Source organism: Pseudomonas sp. FG86 (assembly GCF_057808775.1).
This window is the reverse complement of sequence record NZ_JBMDIS010000044.1, coordinates 19,505-37,657: the sequence shown is the minus strand read 5'-3', so window position 1 is coordinate 37,657 and position 18,153 is coordinate 19,505. Positions and strand designations below refer to the sequence as shown.

The 18,153-nt window shown below is 60.2% G+C and carries 15 protein-coding genes and 2 pseudogenes; 6 read left to right on the top strand and 11 right to left on the bottom strand.

The window, feature by feature from the left end; genetic code table 11:
• Positions 1 to 25: 25 nt before the first annotated feature.
• From ACODSV_RS23675 to ACODSV_RS23660, 4 genes are all read right to left on the bottom strand, one after another.
• Positions 26 to 1,243 carry a beta-ketoacyl-[acyl-carrier-protein] synthase family protein gene (locus ACODSV_RS23675; protein ID WP_150054664.1) on the bottom strand — a complete coding sequence of 406 codons (1,218 nt, stop codon included), beginning with the start codon at positions 1,241 to 1,243 and terminating at the stop codon, positions 26 to 28.
• A complete protein-coding gene (locus ACODSV_RS23670; protein ID WP_150054665.1) occupies positions 1,243 to 1,473 on the bottom strand; it encodes an acyl carrier protein in 231 nt (76 codons plus the stop codon). Before ACODSV_RS23670 ends, ACODSV_RS23675 begins: the two co-directional genes overlap by 1 nt.
• A 46-nt stretch (positions 1,474 to 1,519) precedes the next feature.
• A complete protein-coding gene (locus tag ACODSV_RS23665; RefSeq protein ID WP_454844024.1) occupies positions 1,520 to 2,542 on the bottom strand; it encodes a beta-ketoacyl-ACP synthase III in 1,023 nt (340 codons plus the stop codon).
• 62 nt (positions 2,543 to 2,604) lie between these two features.
• Positions 2,605 to 3,498: a DMT family transporter gene (locus ACODSV_RS23660; protein ID WP_150054667.1), complete on the bottom strand. Its 894-nt coding sequence runs from the start codon at positions 3,496 to 3,498 to the stop codon at positions 2,605 to 2,607.
• Between the two features lie 155 nt (positions 3,499 to 3,653).
• On the opposite strand from ACODSV_RS23660, the gene ACODSV_RS23655 reads away from it, so the two are divergent.
• Positions 3,654 to 4,235: a helix-turn-helix domain-containing protein gene (locus ACODSV_RS23655; protein WP_150054668.1), complete on the top strand. Its 582-nt coding sequence runs from the start codon at positions 3,654 to 3,656 to the stop codon at positions 4,233 to 4,235.
• Positions 4,236 to 4,708: 473 nt separating this feature from the next.
• Here ACODSV_RS23655 and ACODSV_RS23650 read toward each other — a convergent pair whose 3' ends face one another.
• Complete coding sequence (locus tag ACODSV_RS23650; protein ID WP_024075610.1) at positions 4,709 to 5,149, bottom strand: hotdog fold domain-containing protein; 441 nt, start codon at positions 5,147 to 5,149, stop codon at positions 4,709 to 4,711.
• A 162-nt stretch (positions 5,150 to 5,311) separates the two neighbouring features.
• On the opposite strand from ACODSV_RS23650, the gene ACODSV_RS23645 reads away from it, so the two are divergent.
• A complete protein-coding gene (locus ACODSV_RS23645) occupies positions 5,312 to 5,932 on the top strand; it encodes a TetR/AcrR family transcriptional regulator (protein ID WP_069075952.1) in 621 nt (206 codons plus the stop codon).
• A gap of 6 nt (positions 5,933 to 5,938) precedes the next feature.
• Here the strand turns inward: ACODSV_RS23645 and ACODSV_RS23640 are convergent, their stop codons facing one another.
• Positions 5,939 to 6,733: an SDR family NAD(P)-dependent oxidoreductase gene (locus tag ACODSV_RS23640; RefSeq protein ID WP_150054669.1), complete on the bottom strand. Its 795-nt coding sequence runs from the start codon at positions 6,731 to 6,733 to the stop codon at positions 5,939 to 5,941.
• Positions 6,734 to 7,128: 395 nt separating this feature from the next.
• Between ACODSV_RS23640 and ACODSV_RS23635 the strand changes: the two genes are divergently transcribed.
• The 4 genes from ACODSV_RS23635 (at position 7,129) to ACODSV_RS23620 (ending at position 12,177) form a co-directional block, all read left to right on the top strand.
• Positions 7,129 to 8,064 carry a LysR family transcriptional regulator gene (locus ACODSV_RS23635; protein WP_024075613.1) on the top strand — a complete coding sequence of 312 codons (936 nt, stop codon included), beginning with the start codon at positions 7,129 to 7,131 and terminating at the stop codon, positions 8,062 to 8,064.
• 171 nt (positions 8,065 to 8,235) lie between these two features.
• Positions 8,236 to 9,687 carry an FAD-dependent tricarballylate dehydrogenase TcuA gene (gene tcuA / locus ACODSV_RS23630; protein WP_150054670.1) on the top strand — a complete coding sequence of 484 codons (1,452 nt, stop codon included), beginning with the start codon at positions 8,236 to 8,238 and terminating at the stop codon, positions 9,685 to 9,687.
• Positions 9,674 to 10,831 carry a tricarballylate utilization 4Fe-4S protein TcuB gene (tcuB, locus tag ACODSV_RS23625; protein WP_150054671.1) on the top strand — a complete coding sequence of 386 codons (1,158 nt, stop codon included), beginning with the start codon at positions 9,674 to 9,676 and terminating at the stop codon, positions 10,829 to 10,831. The genes tcuA and tcuB overlap by 14 nt, the downstream gene beginning before the upstream one ends.
• A gap of 47 nt (positions 10,832 to 10,878) precedes the next feature.
• Positions 10,879 to 12,177 (top strand): MFS transporter, encoded by a 1,299-nt coding sequence (locus tag ACODSV_RS23620; RefSeq protein WP_069075948.1) that lies wholly within the window; start codon positions 10,879 to 10,881, stop codon positions 12,175 to 12,177.
• Between the two features lie 96 nt (positions 12,178 to 12,273).
• Here the strand turns inward: ACODSV_RS23620 and ACODSV_RS23615 are convergent.
• From ACODSV_RS23615 to ACODSV_RS23595, 5 genes and pseudogenes are all read right to left on the bottom strand, one after another.
• Positions 12,274 to 12,870: pseudogene (locus ACODSV_RS23615) on the bottom strand (methyl-accepting chemotaxis protein); the annotation flags it as partial.
• Positions 12,871 to 13,131: 261 nt separating this feature from the next.
• Positions 13,132 to 13,902: pseudogene (locus ACODSV_RS23610) on the bottom strand (cache domain-containing protein); the annotation flags it as partial.
• Between the two features lie 126 nt (positions 13,903 to 14,028).
• Positions 14,029 to 15,282, bottom strand: a complete 1,254-nt coding sequence (locus ACODSV_RS23605; RefSeq protein WP_150054805.1) for an OprD family porin — start codon at positions 15,280 to 15,282, stop codon at positions 14,029 to 14,031.
• 93 nt (positions 15,283 to 15,375) lie between these two features.
• Positions 15,376 to 16,680 carry a CitMHS family transporter gene (locus ACODSV_RS23600; protein WP_024075619.1) on the bottom strand — a complete coding sequence of 435 codons (1,305 nt, stop codon included), beginning with the start codon at positions 16,678 to 16,680 and terminating at the stop codon, positions 15,376 to 15,378.
• A 141-nt stretch (positions 16,681 to 16,821) separates the two neighbouring features.
• Positions 16,822 to 18,147, bottom strand: a complete 1,326-nt coding sequence (locus ACODSV_RS23595) for a dicarboxylate/amino acid:cation symporter (protein WP_069075946.1) — start codon at positions 18,145 to 18,147, stop codon at positions 16,822 to 16,824.
• Positions 18,148 to 18,153 lie beyond the last annotated feature (6 nt).

Sequence of the window (18,153 nt, the reverse complement as noted above, 5' to 3'; positions counted from 1 at the left end):
GTCCTGTGCAATGAGCGGAGAGGTCTCAGGCGGCGAACACCAGTGAGACATTCTGACCGCCAAATCCGAACGAATTGGAAAGCGCCACCTTGATTGGCTGCGCACGCGCCTGGCCCTGGACCAGGTCAACGGCTATCTGCGGGTCGGGATTGCGCAAGTTGGCCGTCGGCGGCACAAGGCCGTGCTCGAGCGCGAGCAAGGTGTAGGCCGCCTCGATAGCACCGGCGGCACCCAGCAGATGCCCGGTGACACCTTTGGTCGAACTGACCAGCATGCGAGCACCGAACACCTCGGCGATGGCGTGCGACTCGATCACGTCGTTGCCCGGCGTCGACGTGCCATGGGCGTTGACGTAATCCACGGCGCTGGCTTCGATACCGGCGTCGCGCAGCGCTGCCTGCATGGCTAAACGGGCACCGAGTCCCTGGGGATGGGGCGTGGTGACGTGATGCGCATCTGCCGACGCGCCATAACCGAGCAGACGCCCGCGGGCGCGCGCACCTCGGGCCCGGGCATGCGCTTCGGACTCAAGTACGAACATCCCGGCGCCTTCACCGATGACGAAGCCGTCGCGCGCGGCATCGAACGGGCGCGATGCACCGACGGCATCGGTGTTGCGCGACAACGCGCGCATCTTGGCAAACGCGGAAACATACAGCGGTGTAATCGGGGCTTCCGCACCGCCGGCCACCACGATGTCGCATATCCCACGGTTGATCAGGTCCTTGGCCATGCCCAGCGCCGAAGCCCCCGACGCACACGCCGAACACGGAGCCAGACACGGACCACGCGCGCCCAGCTCAATGGCAACCTGTCCGGCGGCCATGTTCAGCAGGCCCATGGGCAGGGTCAGCGAGGATACATCGTCAGGCCCTTCGGCGAGCAACACGGCGTGCTGCTGCTCCAGGGTGGCGGTGCCCCCTGCGCCAGAACCGATGATCACCGCCACACGGCTCTCATCTTTCCAACTGCAGGCCTCGAGACCGGCGTCCGCCAGGGCCTGGCGCGCCGCCAGCAAGGCGAACTGCGCATAACGGTCCCACTGCCAGGGGTTCTTGACGCCCAGCAAGGCGCTGTCAAAACTCGGCACGCGGCACGAGATCTCCACCGGCATCGCTTCGAGGGTCTTGTCCGGCGCGGCCGTGGCTTCACCTGCCACCACCCGCTGCCAGTTCGCCTCAAGGCCGATGCCGGCGGGTGTGACCAGGCCGATACCGGTCACAACCACCGCTTCGGCGGCCATTACGCCTTACCGTTGGCCAGCGCCAGAACGTCACCGACAGTGGCGACCTCCGACAGCTGTGCATCGCTGATCTGTACACCGAGTTTTTTTCTCAGCAACTGGGCCAGGTCGACCTGCGACAGTGAGTCGAAACCCAGGTCTTCAAGGGAGGCTTCAGGGACGATACGGCTTTCTTCGATGTTGAAACGCGCGGCAATGGCTTGGGCGATCGCTTCGTTACTTACGGTCATCACATGACTCCTGTTGTGTGGAACTGTAGGTTGGGAAAAGTCTGAATCAGTCCTGCCACTCGCTGTTGCGGGTAGTCAGTTGCGGCCAGCGCAGTACGGTCGAGCCCCACGAGAGGCCCGCGCCGAATGCACTCAGCAACACACGTTGACCGGCCTTGAGGTCGCCGCGCAGGGCCAGGTCGTTGAGCAGCAGCGGGATAGAGGCCGTCAGGGTGTTGCCCAGGCGCTGGATATTCACCGCCACCTTCTCTGTGGGTAGGCCCAGCTCGAAAGCCACGGACTGCAGGATGCGCACATTGGCCTGATGACCGACGAACCAATCGATCTGGTCCATCGACCAGTGCGAGCGGTCCAGCACGCTCTGGGCCGATGTGGACATGCGTGCAACGGCCTGCTCATAGACCGCGCGACCGTCCATGTGCAGATAGAAATCACCCGGCGCTACCCCCTCTTGGCCCAGCCCGGCGCTGGCCGAACGTTGTCGCGAGCCGCCGGCGGGAATGGCCAGCAGGTCCGAACGGGCACCGTCGCTGCCGAGGTCGAAGCAACCGAGGGCACCGGCTTCATGCGCCTCGCCACGGCGCAGGACCACCGCACCGGCACCGTCACCAAAGATCGGCCGGGTGGCGCGGTCTTGCGGATTGACGAAGGTGGTAAAAGCTTCCGCACCGATCAGCAGCACACTGTCGACGATACCTGCGGCAATCAGCCCGGAAGCAGTGGCCAGCCCATACACAAAGCCACTGCAGGCAGAGGTAATGTCATAGGCGGCGATGTCACCCAGGCCCAGCACCGACGCCACTTCCGGTGCCGCCGCCGGGCAGATGCGCTCCGGCGAGGTGGTCGCGACCACCACCGCCTGCACCGCCCGCCCCTCCGCCGAGGCGAGTGCACGGGCGCCGGCCTTGATTGCCAGGTCGAGCATGCTCAGTCCGTCACTGACCATTCGACGCTCACGAATGCCCGTACGCGACTCTATCCATTCGGGCGTGGTATCCAGGCCGCTGGAAATTTGCTGATTGTCAATTATCTGAGGCGGAAGGCAGCCTCCCAGGCCACACAAGATCACAGTCACGATCAACTCCCTTGATTTAACGATGGTTCAGATGGCGGGCGGTGTCGCGCCAGGCCCTACGTCACTTCCTGACGCGGGGCACGGCCCAGCGACCAACCAAAATTCATGCCCGCCGCCGCCAGCAGGATCGCGCTCGCGCCAAGCACTTGCAGGGCGCTGAGCGGATGGGCGAAGGCAACCCAGTCGACCAGGATGGCGACGATCGGATAGATGAACGACAGTGCGCCGACCAGCGCCGTGGGGATTTTCTGGATGGCGCTGTATAGCAGGGTCGACATGAGCCCGGTATGGACCACGCCGATAATGATCAAGTATGTCCAGGCGCCCTCGACCGTATCGACCCTGCTGAAATCCACGAACGGGGCAAGGACCAGCACACCTACCACCATCTGGATCAGCACGATCAGGTGCGCGGGCAAGTCCTTGAGGCGCTTGGTGATCGCCGCCGCCACGGCATAGAAGAAGGCCGAAGCCAGGGCGAGGCAGACGCCGAGCAAGTAGTCGGTGGCAGTGGACTGTCCACTGCCCTTGGCGGACACGATCAACATGAGCCCGGCGAAGGCCAACAGCAGCCAGCCAACCTTTACGGCGCTGAGGCGTTCAGCGAAAAACAGCACACCCAGACCGACCAGCATGAACGGTTGAACGTGGTAGACCACCGTGGCAATGGCGATAGAGGAATGTTTGTAAGCACTGAACAGCAGCACCCAGTTGAGGATCAGCGCCACCCCGCCCAGGCACACCAGAATGAACTGCCGGGCGGTGATCAGGGACCGGCGCAGCACCCCAAGCACCAGGCACGTGACCAGCATCGCCAGGGCCCCGAACAAACAACGCCAGAACACCACAGCCTCCGGGGCCTGCCCCGACATAATGACGAACCAGCCTACCGTGCCGGAGATGACCATGGCCGAGATCATTTCGAGTGTCCCACGGGTTTGCGACTTCATCACTCACTGCTTCCTTGCCGCCGACATTGCCGTAACCTAAGCCGCTATTCGCGGACGCTGTCTCGGCAAAACGAACTTTATAATGAATTAATGACCACTATAATGAACACTGCGCCAAAGAGCGTCAACCCAGTTAAGGATGATTTATAAAACAAATGACCGACATAACGAACATTCCGCCGAAAAATAACCCGAGCCGAATCGATCTGCTGGCGCTTTCAATCAAACGCGAACGCTTGGCCGCAGGACTTTCCTTGACCGAGCTGGCGAAGCGCGCCGGGGTGGCTAAGTCGACCTTGTCTCAATTGGAGTCAGGAATCGGTAACCCCAGCATTGAAACCTTATGGTCGCTGGCGATGGCAATGGGTTTGCAAGTCACCCGGTTCTTCGAGCAACCCCAACAGCCGTTGCGGGTGATTCGCGCCAACGAGGGCATGACCGCCTATGCCGAGACTGCCAATTACGCAGCCACACTGCTTGCCGATTGCCAGGCGGGAGTACAGCGCGACATCTACCGGCTCAAGGTGCAGCCCGGCGAAGTTCGGCTGTCTCAGCCTCACCCAACGGGAACCGTAGAGCACGTAGTACTGTGCAGCGGCAGCGCCCATATTGGCCCGGCGACTGGGCCTGTATTGCTGAATGCCGGCGACTACATCAGCTACCTGGCGAATGTGCCTCACGTGTTCGAAGCACTTGAGGCGGACACCACAGCGGTGATGGTGATAGAGCATTCCTGAGGTAGGCGCCATTTTTCGTTCGCTCGTGTATCACGAGCGACCTGGGGGCAACATTGGGGGCATATTTGAAATTTTTCTGCCTGAAAATGTTGTCCTAGAGCCCAGTCAAAATGTTTTTCGGCGACCCCGATAGCCTGTAATGGCACCCCATAAAATTCAATAAACTGTTTTATAACAATTACTTAGCGGCAATTAAGGTCTACTGCCTTCTGTCTGAATCCAATGAATTCCAAGACTTACGAGGGCATAGCCAGGGACAAATTTCGACTTTAAAAAAACGCCGCCCCGCTAATTTGAGGTCCCCATCCCGGAACGGCCCGTCAGGACGCTCCAAACGAAAAGCCGCAATTGCCTGCACATTCGATCACACCGCAAGTTCCCCCTTACTGGTACGACCGCCCGATGTCGTTCACATCGCGTTGCCTAATCCCGACCCGCCGCACCTGCCTGGAACGGCGGGTAACCCAGGCGATCTAGCCGACTTTCACATTCATGGTGATGCGTGCCGTAAAGACCTTCACCCCGGCCTCGTCGAAGATATCGACCGGAACAATCTTGTCGCCCGAGGTCTGCCAGTCGATTTCGCTACCGTCGGCAATCGCGTGGATGGACGTTTTGGCCTTGGCCAAATATTCGACGCTCATGCCTTTAGGAATCCAGCGAGCGCCGCTGGGGATGGACACTTCGGTCATCATGCCGCCCGCCAGTTCTGCCGCGTTGCACAGCGCGATAGCGTGAACGGACGCCAGGTGATTGGTGATTTCCTTGCGAAACGGCACCTTCACTTCACCGCGGCCGGGGGCCAATACAGAAATTTCCGGGTTGATGGTGCCGAAGTACGGTGCCATCTGGCAGGCCATATTGCTGAAAGCGGACGGACCAACGCTTTGGTACATGCTGAGAGTCTGGCTCATGGGATATCTCGGGTCAGGTGGCTGGAGTCGTGGACAAAACATTACTCAATTACAGAATATTGCTCTGTTACAGAACAATATTCTGTAAACGCTCAGCCTGTCAATCTCTCGTGCCAAGCCTCGGTTTCAATTACCATGGCCCCTTTTTGCCTGGGCCGAAAAATGGAACCTGTCGATCTCCTCGAACGCTGCTACCCAGGCCGTCGTGCCGAGTCCAAGCGGCACATCCTTCGATGTGCCCTGGCGCTGTTCAACCAGCAGGGCATTGAAGCGACCACCATCGACATCATCCGTGCCGAAAGCCAGATGAGCGTGGGGGCCATTTATCATCATTTCGAGAACAAGGAAGGCTTGGTCGCGGCGTTGTACATGACCGCCCTGGACGATCAGGCGCGCCTCAGGGACAGCTACCTTGCCGCTGTGACGTCGACCAAGGAATGGGTGCATGCCCTGGTGTTCAGCTACGTGGATTGGGTGGTCAGCCAACCCGATTGGGCGCGCTTCCAGTACCAGGCGCGCTTTGCGGTTGCCCGCAGCAGCTTCAATGAGCGGCTCGCCGAGGCGAATCTCGCCAGGAACGCCGCACTCAAGAAGTGGTTCAGCGACCCGGCCCACCGGCAGAATTTGCAGGCCCTGCCCTCCGAGCTGATACCGTCACTGATCATCGGTTCGGCGGAGAGCTACTGCCGCGCCTGGCTCTCTGGCCGCGTCCAGCGCAACCCAGGGCTCTTGCGGCAGCAGCTTGCAGATGCGGCCTGGCGCGCAGTAGGACGTGAGGACTAAAGGCCGTCAGACAATATCGTCTACCACACCACCGTCGACTCTGAGCGAAGCGCCGGTGGTGGCTGATGCTTGCGTCGAGCAGACATAAACGATCATGTTGGCCACTTCTTCCACGCTGGATGCGCGCTGGATGATCGAGCTTGGGCGATGTTGCATGACGAACTCGGTGACCACCGACTCAAGGGATTTCCCGCTGCGCTCGACCTCGCCCTTCATCATTTCAGCGACGCCGTCGGACAGCGTTGGCCCAGGCAGCACGCTATTGACGGTCACGCCACTGCCCGCGACGCGCTTGGCCAAGCCACGCGCCAATGCCAATTGGGCGGTCTTGGAGACGCCGTAGTGGATCATGTCTGCGGGAATATTGCGGGCGGACTCGGAAGCAACGAACACCACCCGCCCCCACCCGCGCGCAACCATGGCCGGCAGCAGCGCACGGCTCAAGCGCACGCCCGACATCACGTTGGTGTGCCAATAGTGGTCCCAAACGTCATCGCCGGTCTCAAAGAAGTCCTGAGGCCCATAGATGCCTGCATTGTTCACCAGGATGTCGATATCACTGACACCGGCCAGCAAGGTGGCGACACCTTCGGCGGTGCTCAGGTCTGCGGCCACACCGCTGACACTCGCATCGGGCACTGCCAACAGCAGACGCACTACCGCCTCGTTCACCGAACGCTCACTGCGGCCGTTGATAACAACGGCAGCGCCCGCTTCGGCAAGCCCTTTGACCACTGCAAAACCAATGCCGCCCGTCGAGGCGGTAACCAGTGCGCGTTTAGTCTTCAACTGAATATTCATGATTTCTCCGTCAGGCATGGGCGGGCTTTTATGCCCGCCATCAGTTCCAACCGTTATGTGAAACAAAGCGACCCCTGTATGGCTTAGCCGCTCCTGGATAAATGTCAATTCAGGTGGGTGAGCCACGAAACTCGGGGGTGAGGGGCTGCGAGGGAAACTATTACTTTGCCATCAGTGGCCGCGAGCATAGTCTGAACGTGCCCGCTTCGCGCTCGGTCGTGGAGGATGTCAGCCAACTGAGCGACCGGCAGGCTCACGCCGCGAGCCGCGCCCACTCCATACCGCCAATTCCAGAAACGCCCCGTCACCTTTATCATCGCGCGGCGCGGAGTGGTTGGATGTCTCTTCCCCACCGTCACCTGGACCGGTATCAATTTGAAATGGAGCCGTAACGCTTGGAACTAAGACAACTGCGCTATTTCGTAAAAATTGTCGAGCACGGCAGCCTGGGGCGTGCAGCCCTTGAATTGGACGTGGGGGTATCGGCGCTGAGCCAGCAAATCGCCAAACTTGAAAGCGAACTCTCGACTCGCCTGCTGAACCGCTCGACCACCGGTGTCACACCGACCCCTGCCGGAATGGCGTTCCTGCACCCTGCCCAGCTGTGCCTGCGGCAAGCAGACAATGCGATCCTGGCCGCGCACCGTGGGCGGATGAGTGGCTACGTGACCGTTGGATTACCGCCCACGACGGCCACGGTACTTGCCCTGCCATTGATCAGTGCGATGCGGGCGCGATATCCAGATATTCAATTGCACCTGATTGAGATGCTCTCCGGGCACCTGGCCACACAGCTGAATGCCCGCCAAATCGATCTGGCCGTTCTGTTTCAACTCGAAGGCGGCAAGCGCTGGAGCGTGACGCCTTTGCTTGACGAGAAACTATTTGTCATCTGCTCGCCACACCTGCCTGATGCGCCGCAAGGCCCCCGTGTGCAAATGGCCGACCTGGGGCAACTTCCCCTGGTGATGCCCAGCGCGCAACACGGTTTGCGCTCAACGCTGATGGCGGCCTTTGAACGGTCGGGGTTGACGCCCAACATCATCATGGAAGTGGATGGCCTGGCCGTGTTGATGAACGCTGTACGCGCAGGTCACGCCGCGACCATCCAGCCCGGCGCCGCGGTGGCGCTCAAAGGTGAATCGGGGCTTTCGGTGGTGGAAATCGCCGATGCTCACGTGGGTCGACGAAACCTGTTGGCGACACTGCCGGATGATGAGCTGGCGCCCGCCGCACTGGCCGCGCGACGGGTCATCACCGACGTGGCGCGACAGCTGGTCATGGATCGGCAATGGCCCGGCGCCTCGTGGATCGAAGACATCACACCCTGATCTCAAGCGTCCCCCTCTTATCTTTCACGGCATGCGCTAACCCGCAAAGCCTTTACGAAAACTAAACACCCCAACCGATAACGCGCCTTTCGACCCCACGCTCGCTGCCCTAAGGTCTCGCCACTCGCGAGGAGCCCTTCGTTCATGCCTCCTCGCGATCGAGGAGTGATGATGATCGACGTATTAGTCATTGGCGGCGGCAATGCCGCCTTGTGCGCGGCGTTAATGGCCCGAGAGGCCGGCGCCAGCGTTATGTTGCTTGAAGGTGCGCCCAAGGCCTGGCGCGGCGGCAATTCGCAACACACCCGCAACCTGCGCTGCATGCACGATGTACCGCAGGATGTATTGGTCGACGCCTACCCCGAAGAGGAGTATTGGCAGGACCTGTTGAAGGTCACCGGCGGGATGACCGACGAAAAGCTCGCGCGCCTGGTCATCCGCGCCTCATCGAACTGCCGTGACTGGATGCGCGCCCATGGTGTGCATTTTCAGCCGTCGCTGTCCGGTGCGCTGCACGTCGCGCGCACCAATGCGTTTTTCATGGGTGGCGGCAAGGCCTTGGTCAATGCGTATTACCGCAGCGCCGAGCGGTTGGGCGTGACCATCCGCTACAACGCTCAAGTGACCGACATTGAATTGAAGGATGGAACCTTCGTCGCGGCCCACTTGGGTGAACGTGAAGTGGATGGGCAACGCGTGCCCGCCGAACGTATCCAGGCCAGGACCTGCGTGCTGGCGGCGGGAGGGTTCGAATCCAACCGCGAATGGCTGCGTGAAGCGTGGGGGCAAAACGCGCGCGGCGAGTGGCCTTCGGACAATTTCTTGATTCGCGGCACGCGCTTCAACACCGGCGTACTGCTTCGGCGCATGCAGCAACTGGGCGCCGACTTTATCGGTGACCCCACCCAAGCGCACATGGTGGCCATCGACGCCCGCGCGCCCTTGTATGACGGTGGCATCTGCACCCGCATCGACTGCGTGTCGCTGGGCGTAGTGGTCAATCGCGACGGCGAACGTTTCTATGATGAAGGCGAGGATTTCTGGCCCAAGCGCTATGCGATCTGGGGTCGCCTGGTAGCGGGTCAACCCGGCCAACAAGCCTATTCGATCATCGACCAGCAGGCCGTCGGCCGTTTTATGCCGCCGGTATTTTCAGGGACCACCGCCAACTCTCTGGAAGCGTTGGCCCGCCAATTAAACCTGCCCGTCGGGCCGTTCGTTAAAACCATCGAGGCCTACAACGCGGCCTGCCGCGTCGGCACGTTCGACCACACCGCCCTGGACGATTGCCACACCGAAGGGTTGACGCCCGCCAAAACCCATTGGGCTCGCCCCTTGGTGAAACCGCCTTTCTGCGCCTACCCGCTCAAGCCAGGCGTGACGTTCACCTATTTAGGCCTCGCGACCGACGAAACGGCCGCCGTTCACTTCAACGGCAAGGCCAGCCCGAACCTGTTTGTCGCCGGAGAAATGATGGCAGGCAACGTATTGGGCAAGGGCTATACCGCCGGTATCGGCATGGCTATTGGTACCGCATTCGGTCGCATCGCCGGTGCGCAAGCCGCCGCCGCGGCCGGCTTCATGTCCCCTTCATTCCAGGAGCCGCACCATGCAGCTGTTTGATCCCCAGGCGCCGGGCACGCTGATTCCCGTCCTCAACCTTGATGAAAGCGAAGTCCAGCGACAAATGACCGTGTGCAATGCCTGCCGCTATTGCGAGGGCTTCTGCGCGGTCTTCCCGGCCATGACCCGACGCCTGGCCTTTTCGGCGGCAGACATCCACTACCTGGCGAACCTCTGCCACAACTGCGGCGCCTGCCTGCATGCCTGCCAGTACGCCGCCCCTCATGAATTTGCTATCAACGTGCCCAAAGCCATGGCCAAAGTCCGCCTCGACACGTACGCCGAGTACGCCTGGCCGCAGGTGATGGGCACCTTATACCGGCGCAACGGGCTGACCCTGGCGCTGTCATCCGGCGCGGGGCTAGCCCTGTTTCTCTGCCTGACGCTGATGGTGATGGGCAATCTGTTCACGCCAATGCCCGGGGGAAATTTCTACGGGATCTTCCCGCATAACACCCTGGCCCTGATGTTCGGCGCAGTGTTTGGTTTCGCGGTCCTCGCGTTGACGATCGGCGTGCGGCGCTTCTGGCGCAATGTCTCGCCGGTCGACGCCTCACCCCGGCAAACAACGTCGGCGGCGCTGGAAGCGACCGCCAATGTTGCCACGCTCAAGTACCTGGATGGCGGCCATGGCGAGGGCTGCAATAACGCCGACGATCAATTCACCTTGTGGCGGCGGCGCATGCACCACTTCACCTTCTACGGCTTCATGCTGTGCTTCGCCGCTACCGGTGTGGCCACGCTCTACCATTTCCTGCTGGGCTGGTCGGCGCCCTACCCCGTCCTGAGCGTGCCGGTGATGCTCGGCATCGCCGGCGGGCTCGGGTTGCTGGTTGGCCCGGCGGGGCTCTTGTGGTTGAACCTGCGTCGCAACGCCGAACAGGGCGACGAACACCAGAAACCCATGGACCGCGGCTTTATCGCGCTGCTGTTTCTCATCAGCGCCAGCGGCCTCGCGCTCCTGGCGTTTCGCGAAAGCGTTGCCCTGGGCCTGTTGCTGGCGATCCATCTCGGCCTGGTCATGGCTTTCTTCCTGACCATGCCCTACAGCAAGTTCGCCCACGGCATCTTCCGCAGCGCCGCGCTGCTCAAATATTCCATCGAAAAATGCCAACCCAACCCGATTAACGCCGCAAGCGACTGATCGCTAACACCGTCATTCCAAAAACAAGATTGATCACCACGGTAGCCATGATGAAAACAACAACGCAAGACACCCCGTCCAAGGGTTCAAAACTGGGCGCCATCCTGCGGGTCACCAGCGGCAATTTTCTCGAACAGTTCGACTTCTTTCTGTTCGGCTTCTACGCGACCTACATTTCCCAGACGTTCTTTCCTGCCACCAGCGAGTTCGCTTCGCTGATGATGACCTTCGCCGTATTCGGTTCCGGGTTCTTGATGCGTCCGCTGGGCGCTATCGTGCTCGGGGCTTACATCGACAAGGTTGGACGGCGCAAGGGCCTGATTGTGACGCTCTCGATCATGGCCGCCGGAACGGTCCTGATCGCCTTGGTACCCGGCTATGCCAGCATCGGTATCGCGGCGCCCATATTGGTGTTGTTGGGGCGGCTGTTGCAGGGCTTCTCCGCCGGCGCGGAAATGGGCGGCGTTTCAGTGTATCTGGCTGAAATCGCCACACCGGGGCGATGCGGTTTCTACACCAGTTGGCAGTCGGCCAGCCAACAGGTGGCGATCATTCTTGCGGCAGCGCTGGGTTACACCATCAACGCCTCCATGGCAGCTGCCGAGGTCGCTGCCTGGGGATGGAGGATCCCGTTCTTCATCGGCTGCGTGATTATTCCGTTCATCTTCATCATCCGCCGCTCCCTGCAGGAAACCGAGGCGTTCAAAGCGCGCCGGCATCACCCAAGTGCCAATGAAGTGTTTCGCTCCATGCGCGACAACTGGCGCACGGTGCTGGCAGGCGGTCTATTGGCGTCCATGACCACTACCACGTTCTACCTGATTACCGTCTACACCCCCACCTATGGCCGCTCCGTACTCAACCTGAGCACCACCGACAGCCTGGTCGTCACGCTCTTCGTCGGCCTGAGCAACTTCATCTGGTTGCCCATCGGCGGCACACTCTCCGACCGCATCGGCCGTCGCCCCTTATTGTTGGCGATTTCCCTGCTGTGCATATTCACCGCGTATCCGGCCATGCACTGGCTGGCCGCAGCGGCAAGTTTCGAACGGCTGCTCTGCGTACTGCTGTACTTCTCTTTCTTCTTCGGTATTTACAACGGCGCGATGGTCGCTGCGCTGACAGAGGTGATGCCGCAAAACGTACGGGTTGTGGGGTTTTCCCTGGCCTTCAGTTTGGCGACGGCTGTATTTGGAGGGTTTACGCCTGCCGTGTCGACCATGCTCGTGCAGGCGACAGGCGATAAGGCATCGCCGGCCTACTGGCTGATGTTTGCTGCGCTGTGCGGGTTCACCGCGACGACAATCTTGTATCGCAAACAACGCGCAGTGGCCGTCAACGCGTGATGAAAGAGCGTTTTCGTTTACCCGGATAGCGCATGAAAGCAATCATCGCCTTGGCCTGCATTGACGCGTGCTGCGTGTCAATCCAGGCCCAGACCATCAAATTTTGAACTGCCCCAGCAAACCTTGCATACGACTGCCGATGGTATACAACTCATCGACCGTCTTGACCCCCAGTTGAGTCTGGTTGGCCACCGAATCAATGGCCCGCGCGATCTGATGGACCCCACGGTTGATCTCCTCAGCCACCGAGGTCTGCTCCTCGGCGGCACTGGCGATCTGTGCGTTCATCGCATTGATCGTCGCAATCAGCTCGACAGCATTGCCCAGGAACTCACCCGCCTGATCAGCCTGCGCACTCGCGCCTTGCGCGGCTTCGGTCGATTGATGCATCGCCTTGACCACACCGCCGGTTGCGTTATTGAGACGCTCAACCATCACCTGGATTTCCTGGGTGCTGCGTTGAGTACGACTGGCCAACGCGCGCACTTCGTCAGCAACCACCGCAAAACCGCGCCCCGCCTCACCGGCACGGGCCGCTTCAATGGCCGCATTCAGCGCAAGAAGGTTGGTCTGCTCGGCGATCGAGCGAATAACATCCAGCACAGTGACGATCGACGTCACATCGTTTTGCAGACTCGCCATGGAGACCCCACTCTCATCCAGCTCCCCCCTGAGTGCCTGCATCCGAGTAATGCTGCCATTGACGATTTGCCGCGCGTGCTGGGACTGCTTGTCGGTCTCGACGGCAGCTTCTGCAGCATTTTGCGCGCTGAGCGACACTTCCTGCGCCGCCGATGACATCTGGTTTATCGCCGCCGCTACCTGGTCGGTTTCCTGGCGCTGCTGGTCCATGGCCCGATCAATCTGCCTGCTCTGCTCGGCCACCCGACTGACCGACCCCGTCAACTGTTCGCTCATGGCGACGATCTGGCTGACAAGGCTGTGGATTTTTTCGATAAAGGCATTGAACGAACCGGCCAGTTGCCCCAGTTCGTCTCGACTGACCTGCGGTAGCCGCCGCGTCAGGTCCCCCTCCCCCGCGGCGATTTCGTCAAGGTGCGCCCGAATCAAGGTCAAGGGGCCTAGACTGCGTTTGACCAGCACGAGCGCCAGCGCCCCGATAATGCCAATCAGCGCGACGGCGATAAGCACAATGCTGTACATCAGGTTGCTGATGCGCTGGTCAACGGCGGCGCGCACCTTGGCCACCTGAACTTCAATACTGTCCAGGTTGATCGCGGTGACGACGACCATGTCCCACTTGGGCAAATAAAAACTGTAAGCGAGCTTGGGCACGACTTTATCGGTGTTGACGACCCCACCTGAATACGTGACGAAGTGGGTGTCGTTTTTTCCCGCTTCGACCATTTCACGATTCAAGAACTTCCCGTTGATGTCTTTGCGATCACTCATATTGGTGCCGACGCCTTCGCTGCTGTCACCGCGAAACAGGCGCACAACCTGACTGTCGTAGCCGATGAAATAGCCGTCGTCGCCATACTTCACTTTGGACAAGCGGCTGATTGCCAAGGCGCGGCTGGCGAGGTCCCCGGTCGCGGCCCGATCATAGAGTTCGGCGATGGAAGTACGAGCGATGCTCGCGTAGTCCGTGAGTCGAGTGCGGCTTTCCTCGAGCAGCCGCTCGCGAGTCTGTGCGACTTCCTGCTCGGCCTGGGACTGCAACGTGCCACGGGCGCTCAAACCTAAAACAAGCGCAAACAACATCACCGGTAATAAGGTCAGCAGCAGTATTTTAGTTTTGAACGACATCATTTATTTCCTTCGTCTTATCCGATGAAGCCGCCAATGAAAACGCGGCCTGCGAACGTCGCAGAGCCGCGATCGGCGATTTCACCAGAGTGCGATGTCGTAGGTAAAGTAAATACGGTTGCTGTCCCGGCCACGGGAGTAGTCGGCACGGTACACGTAGTTACGCAACCGCACGCCCAACCCCTTGAAGGTGCCTTGTTGCACCACGTAGGCCACTTCGGCGTCCCGCTCCCACTCCTTGACCTCGGTCGAGGACTTGCCGTCGTTACCGCTCAAGTAGCGGGTGGAGAACGTCAGGCCCGGCACCCCGAGGGCGGCAAAGTTATAGCCGTAGCTCAGCATCCAGGTCTTTTCATCCTCCTCGATGAACTTGCCTATCCCGGCATTGCTGAACGAATAAACGGTGGCGCCACTGATATAGGGCAAACCGGCGTCGCCCCTGAGGGCCTGGTACCCGCCGCCGAAGGTGTGACCTGAAATGGCGTAAGACAGTTGGCCGCTGAACATGTCGTTGTCGATCTTGCCTGCGTAGGCAGAACCGCTATCGACACTGTTGAAGTAGCGCAGGTCGCTGGTCAGCACGCCGCCGCCCAACGGCAGATCGTGCTGGATACCGGCGAAGTTCTGGCGGTAGAAGTTCTCCAATTCGCCGTAGAAGTAACTCAACCGGATGTTTTTCCCCAGTTTGTATTCGGCACCGGCGTAGCTGAAGTCGCCGGACTTATCGCCACTGTAGCCATCGGGCACGATCGGCATGCTGTTGCTGGAGTCACGCAACTTGAAGCGATCCAGGCGGCCCCCGGTGAGGCTCAGATTCTGGATGTCGAGGCTGCTGATCTGCGCGCCCTGGTAGGTTTGCGGTATCAGGCGTGCATCGTTGTAGATCAGTACCGGTGTCTTGGGTAACAAGGTGCCGTATTTGACGGTGGTCTTGGCCAGTTGGGCTTTGGCCGTCACACCCAGGCTTGCAAATTCGTCAGCCGCACGCCCGTCATCATGGACGGGCAACAACCCGGTACCGCTGCGACCACGGCCGGAGTCGAGCTTGACCCCGAGCAGGCCAAGGGCATCGACCCCGAACCCGAGGGTGCCTGGGGTGTATCCCGATTGGTAGTCCAACAGAAACCCCTGGGCCCATTCAGTCCGCTCGCTCTTCGCCGTCCTCGCGGCTCGGGCACTCATGCCATGCTCGTCACGGAAGTTTTCATTGAAATAGACGTTGCGTAATTGCAGCTTGAGTTTGCTGTCGTCGATAAATCCTTCTGCACTGGCAGTGGCCAGCGGCAACAAACCAATAACTGAAAACAGCGCGCGTCGGGAATGCAAAGTGCTCATGGCAAACTACTCATTGTTGTTATTTGAAGTGCAGGAAGTCGCGCGCCTCGCGGGTGAGGCGCGTCAGAAGAAGAACCCAGTGGCCTGGTTGAATCAGGTGAAGAGGCTGATCGCTCCGGTCAACAGCGCCAGCGCCGTGATGACCAAGGAGGTGAGGACAGCCCATTTGACGGTGGCTTTCTGGAAGTCGCCGATATCGCGATCGACCATGCCGACCAACAACAAGGTTGAAGCGACCAACGGGCTCATCAGGTGGACCGGTTGACCCAGAATCGACGCGCGGGCGATCTCCACCGGATCGATGCCATAGGCGGCGGCAGCGTTAGCCAGGATCGGCACGACCCCGAAGTAATAAGCATCATTGGACAGCACGAACGTCAGCGGCATGCTGGTAACTGCCACCACCAGCGGAAACAGATGCCCCCAGGAGGGTGGGATCCAGTCAACCAGGGTTTGCGCAAGGGCATCGACCATTTTGGTACCGGAGAAAATCCCGGCGAAAATACCCGCGGCGAACACCAGCAGCACGACGGTCATGGCGTTGCCCGAATGGGCCAGGATGCGTTCCTTCTGAATGTCCAGTTGCGGATAGTTGATCATCAATGCCAGCACGAACCCAATCAGGAACAGGATCGCCGAATGCATGATGCCCATGACCAGGGCAACCATCACCGCGATCACCAGCAACAGGTTGATGTAGGCCAGTTTCGGGCGTTTGTACGGCGTGTCCTCGAGGATCGCTTCGATGTAGCAGTTACCGCCGCCGCTTTGCAATTGCACGTTACCGATGCGCTTGCGCTCGGCACGCCCCAGCAGGAATGCGGTGAACACCACCCACATCGCGCCGCCAATCATGGTCGGCAGCAAGGGCACGAAGTAAGCACCGGCGTCCAGGCCCAACGCTGCGATCGCTCGGGTGGCGGGGCCTCCCCAAGGGGTCATGCCGCTCATGATGCTCAGGGAAAGCATGGCAATGGTGGCCAGAATCATCGGGTTCATGCCGATACGTTTATACAGCGGCAGCATGGCCGCACAGGTAATCATGTAGGTGGTAGTGCCGTCGCCGTCCAATGCCACCACCAGCGAGAGCAACGCGGTGCCGACAGCGATTTTCATCGGGTCGCCGTTGACGCGCTTGAGGATCTTGCGAATCAGCGGGTCAAACAAACCGGCGTCAATCATCAAGCCGAAAAACAGGATCGCGAACAGCAACAGCGCCGCTGAAGGCGCGACCATTTTCAAGCCATCGAGCATCATCTTGCCGGTTGTGCCACCGAACCCACCGATGACGGCGAACACGATAGGCACCACCGTCAGGGCGACAATCGGCGACAAGCGTTTGGTCATTATCAGGAAGGTGAAGACCACCACCATGGCCAAGCCAAGCAATGCGAGCATAGGTAAGTTCTCTTGTTCTTATGAGTAGCGTGGCCGACGCACAGGCGCGCGACCCCGTTCCCGCCAGATGGCACGACCAACGGTGCCTGGCGGGGGGTATTCATTGATTTAATTGGGGGGGCAGGCCTGAGCCGTGACCGGTCAGACGTGTTTGGTGACCTTCACATCATCCCAGTGTGGCGTCAGGACCGGGGGCACGTCAGGCGAAGGCTTGCCTTCCAGGGTCCGCATCAAGACTTCGCGGTCACAGGCATTCTCCGAGAGCGATATCACCACGGTCGCCACCGCGTTGCTGGCCAGGCTGGTCAACGCCCGGGCTTCCGACATGAAGCGGTCGATACCGATCAGCAAGGCAAGGCCGGCCAAGGGAATGTCATGGATCACCGTCAGGGTCGACGCCAGCGCGACAAAACCCGAGCCGGTGACACCCGCCGCGCCCTTCGAGGACAACAGCATGATTGCCAGCATGGTCACGATCTGTGTCAGGCTCAGGTCGATGTTGCAGGCCTGGGCAATGAACACGGCGGCCAGCGAGAGGTAGATCGCCGTGCCGTCGAGGTTGAACGAGTAGCCCGTGGGCAACACCAGCCCCACCACGCTTTTCTTGCAACCCAGGGCCTGGAGCTTTTCCAGCATCCGCGGCATCACCGGCTCGGTAGAAGACGTCCCGAGCACCACCAGGAACTCTTCGCGCAAGTAGCGCAGCAACTTCCAAAGGCTGAAGCCATGGGCGCGGCAGATACTGCCCAGCACCACAAAGACAAAGAACGCACAGGCGATATACAACGTCATGATCAGCTTGGCCAACGAGCCCAGCGAGGTGATGCCGTACTGCCCTACCGTGAACGCCAGGGCACCAAAGGCGCCGATGGGAGCAAAGCGCATCAGGTAGGAGAAGATCTTGAACACCATGTGTGAAGCCGATTCCAGTACATCCAATACCGGCTTGCCACGCTCGCCAATCGACGAAAGCGCAAAACCGCACAGCACCGCAATGAACAGCACCGGCAGCACTTCACCCTTGTTGAAAGCGCCGATGAACGTCTCCGGAATGATGTGCATGAAAAACTCGACCACGCCCAGCTTCGCCGCGGACTCGGTGTACTGCGACAGCCCCTTGGTACTCAATTGCGCAGGGTCGATGTTCATGCCCACACCGGGCTTGAACAGGTAGACCGACACCAGGCCGATGATCAGGCTGATCACGGTCAGGCCCAGGAACAGCAGCAGGGTCTTGCTCAACAAACGCCCGAGGGAGCGTTTGTCGCTCATGCCGGCGATACCGGTGACGATCGTGCAGAACACCACTGGCGCGATCATCATCTTGATCAGCTTGATAAAGGCATCACCCAGCGGCTTCAAGGCAACAGCCTGTTGCGACCAAAAATGCCCGACCAGCACGCCCAACACAACGGCGAAGAGAATCTGGACGTAGAGCGATTTTACAAACTTCATGGCATCACCCATTTTTAG

Excerpts from the sequence above, each read along its gene's own strand:
- ACODSV_RS23675 (WP_150054664.1), bottom strand. The coding sequence starts at position 1,243 with ATGGCCGCCGAAGCGGTGGTTGTGACCGGTATCGGCCTGGTCACACCC.
- ACODSV_RS23670 (WP_150054665.1), bottom strand. The coding sequence starts at position 1,473 with ATGACCGTAAGTAACGAAGCGATCGCCCAAGCCATTGCCGCGCGTTTC.
- ACODSV_RS23660 (WP_150054667.1), bottom strand. The coding sequence starts at position 3,498 with ATGAAGTCGCAAACCCGTGGGACACTCGAAATGATCTCGGCCATGGTC.
- ACODSV_RS23655 (WP_150054668.1), top strand. The coding sequence starts at position 3,654 with ATGACCGACATAACGAACATTCCGCCGAAAAATAACCCGAGCCGAATC.
- ACODSV_RS23650 (WP_024075610.1), bottom strand. The coding sequence starts at position 5,149 with ATGAGCCAGACTCTCAGCATGTACCAAAGCGTTGGTCCGTCCGCTTTC.
- ACODSV_RS23645 (WP_069075952.1), top strand. The coding sequence starts at position 5,312 with ATGGAACCTGTCGATCTCCTCGAACGCTGCTACCCAGGCCGTCGTGCC.
- ACODSV_RS23640 (WP_150054669.1), bottom strand. The coding sequence starts at position 6,733 with ATGAATATTCAGTTGAAGACTAAACGCGCACTGGTTACCGCCTCGACG.
- tcuA (WP_150054670.1), top strand. The coding sequence starts at position 8,236 with ATGATCGACGTATTAGTCATTGGCGGCGGCAATGCCGCCTTGTGCGCG.
- tcuB (WP_150054671.1), top strand. The coding sequence starts at position 9,674 with ATGCAGCTGTTTGATCCCCAGGCGCCGGGCACGCTGATTCCCGTCCTC.
- ACODSV_RS23620 (WP_069075948.1), top strand. The coding sequence starts at position 10,879 with ATGATGAAAACAACAACGCAAGACACCCCGTCCAAGGGTTCAAAACTG.
- ACODSV_RS23605 (WP_150054805.1), bottom strand. The coding sequence starts at position 15,282 with ATGAGCACTTTGCATTCCCGACGCGCGCTGTTTTCAGTTATTGGTTTG.
- ACODSV_RS23600 (WP_024075619.1), bottom strand. The coding sequence starts at position 16,680 with ATGCTCGCATTGCTTGGCTTGGCCATGGTGGTGGTCTTCACCTTCCTG.
- ACODSV_RS23595 (WP_069075946.1), bottom strand. The coding sequence starts at position 18,147 with ATGGGTGATGCCATGAAGTTTGTAAAATCGCTCTACGTCCAGATTCTC.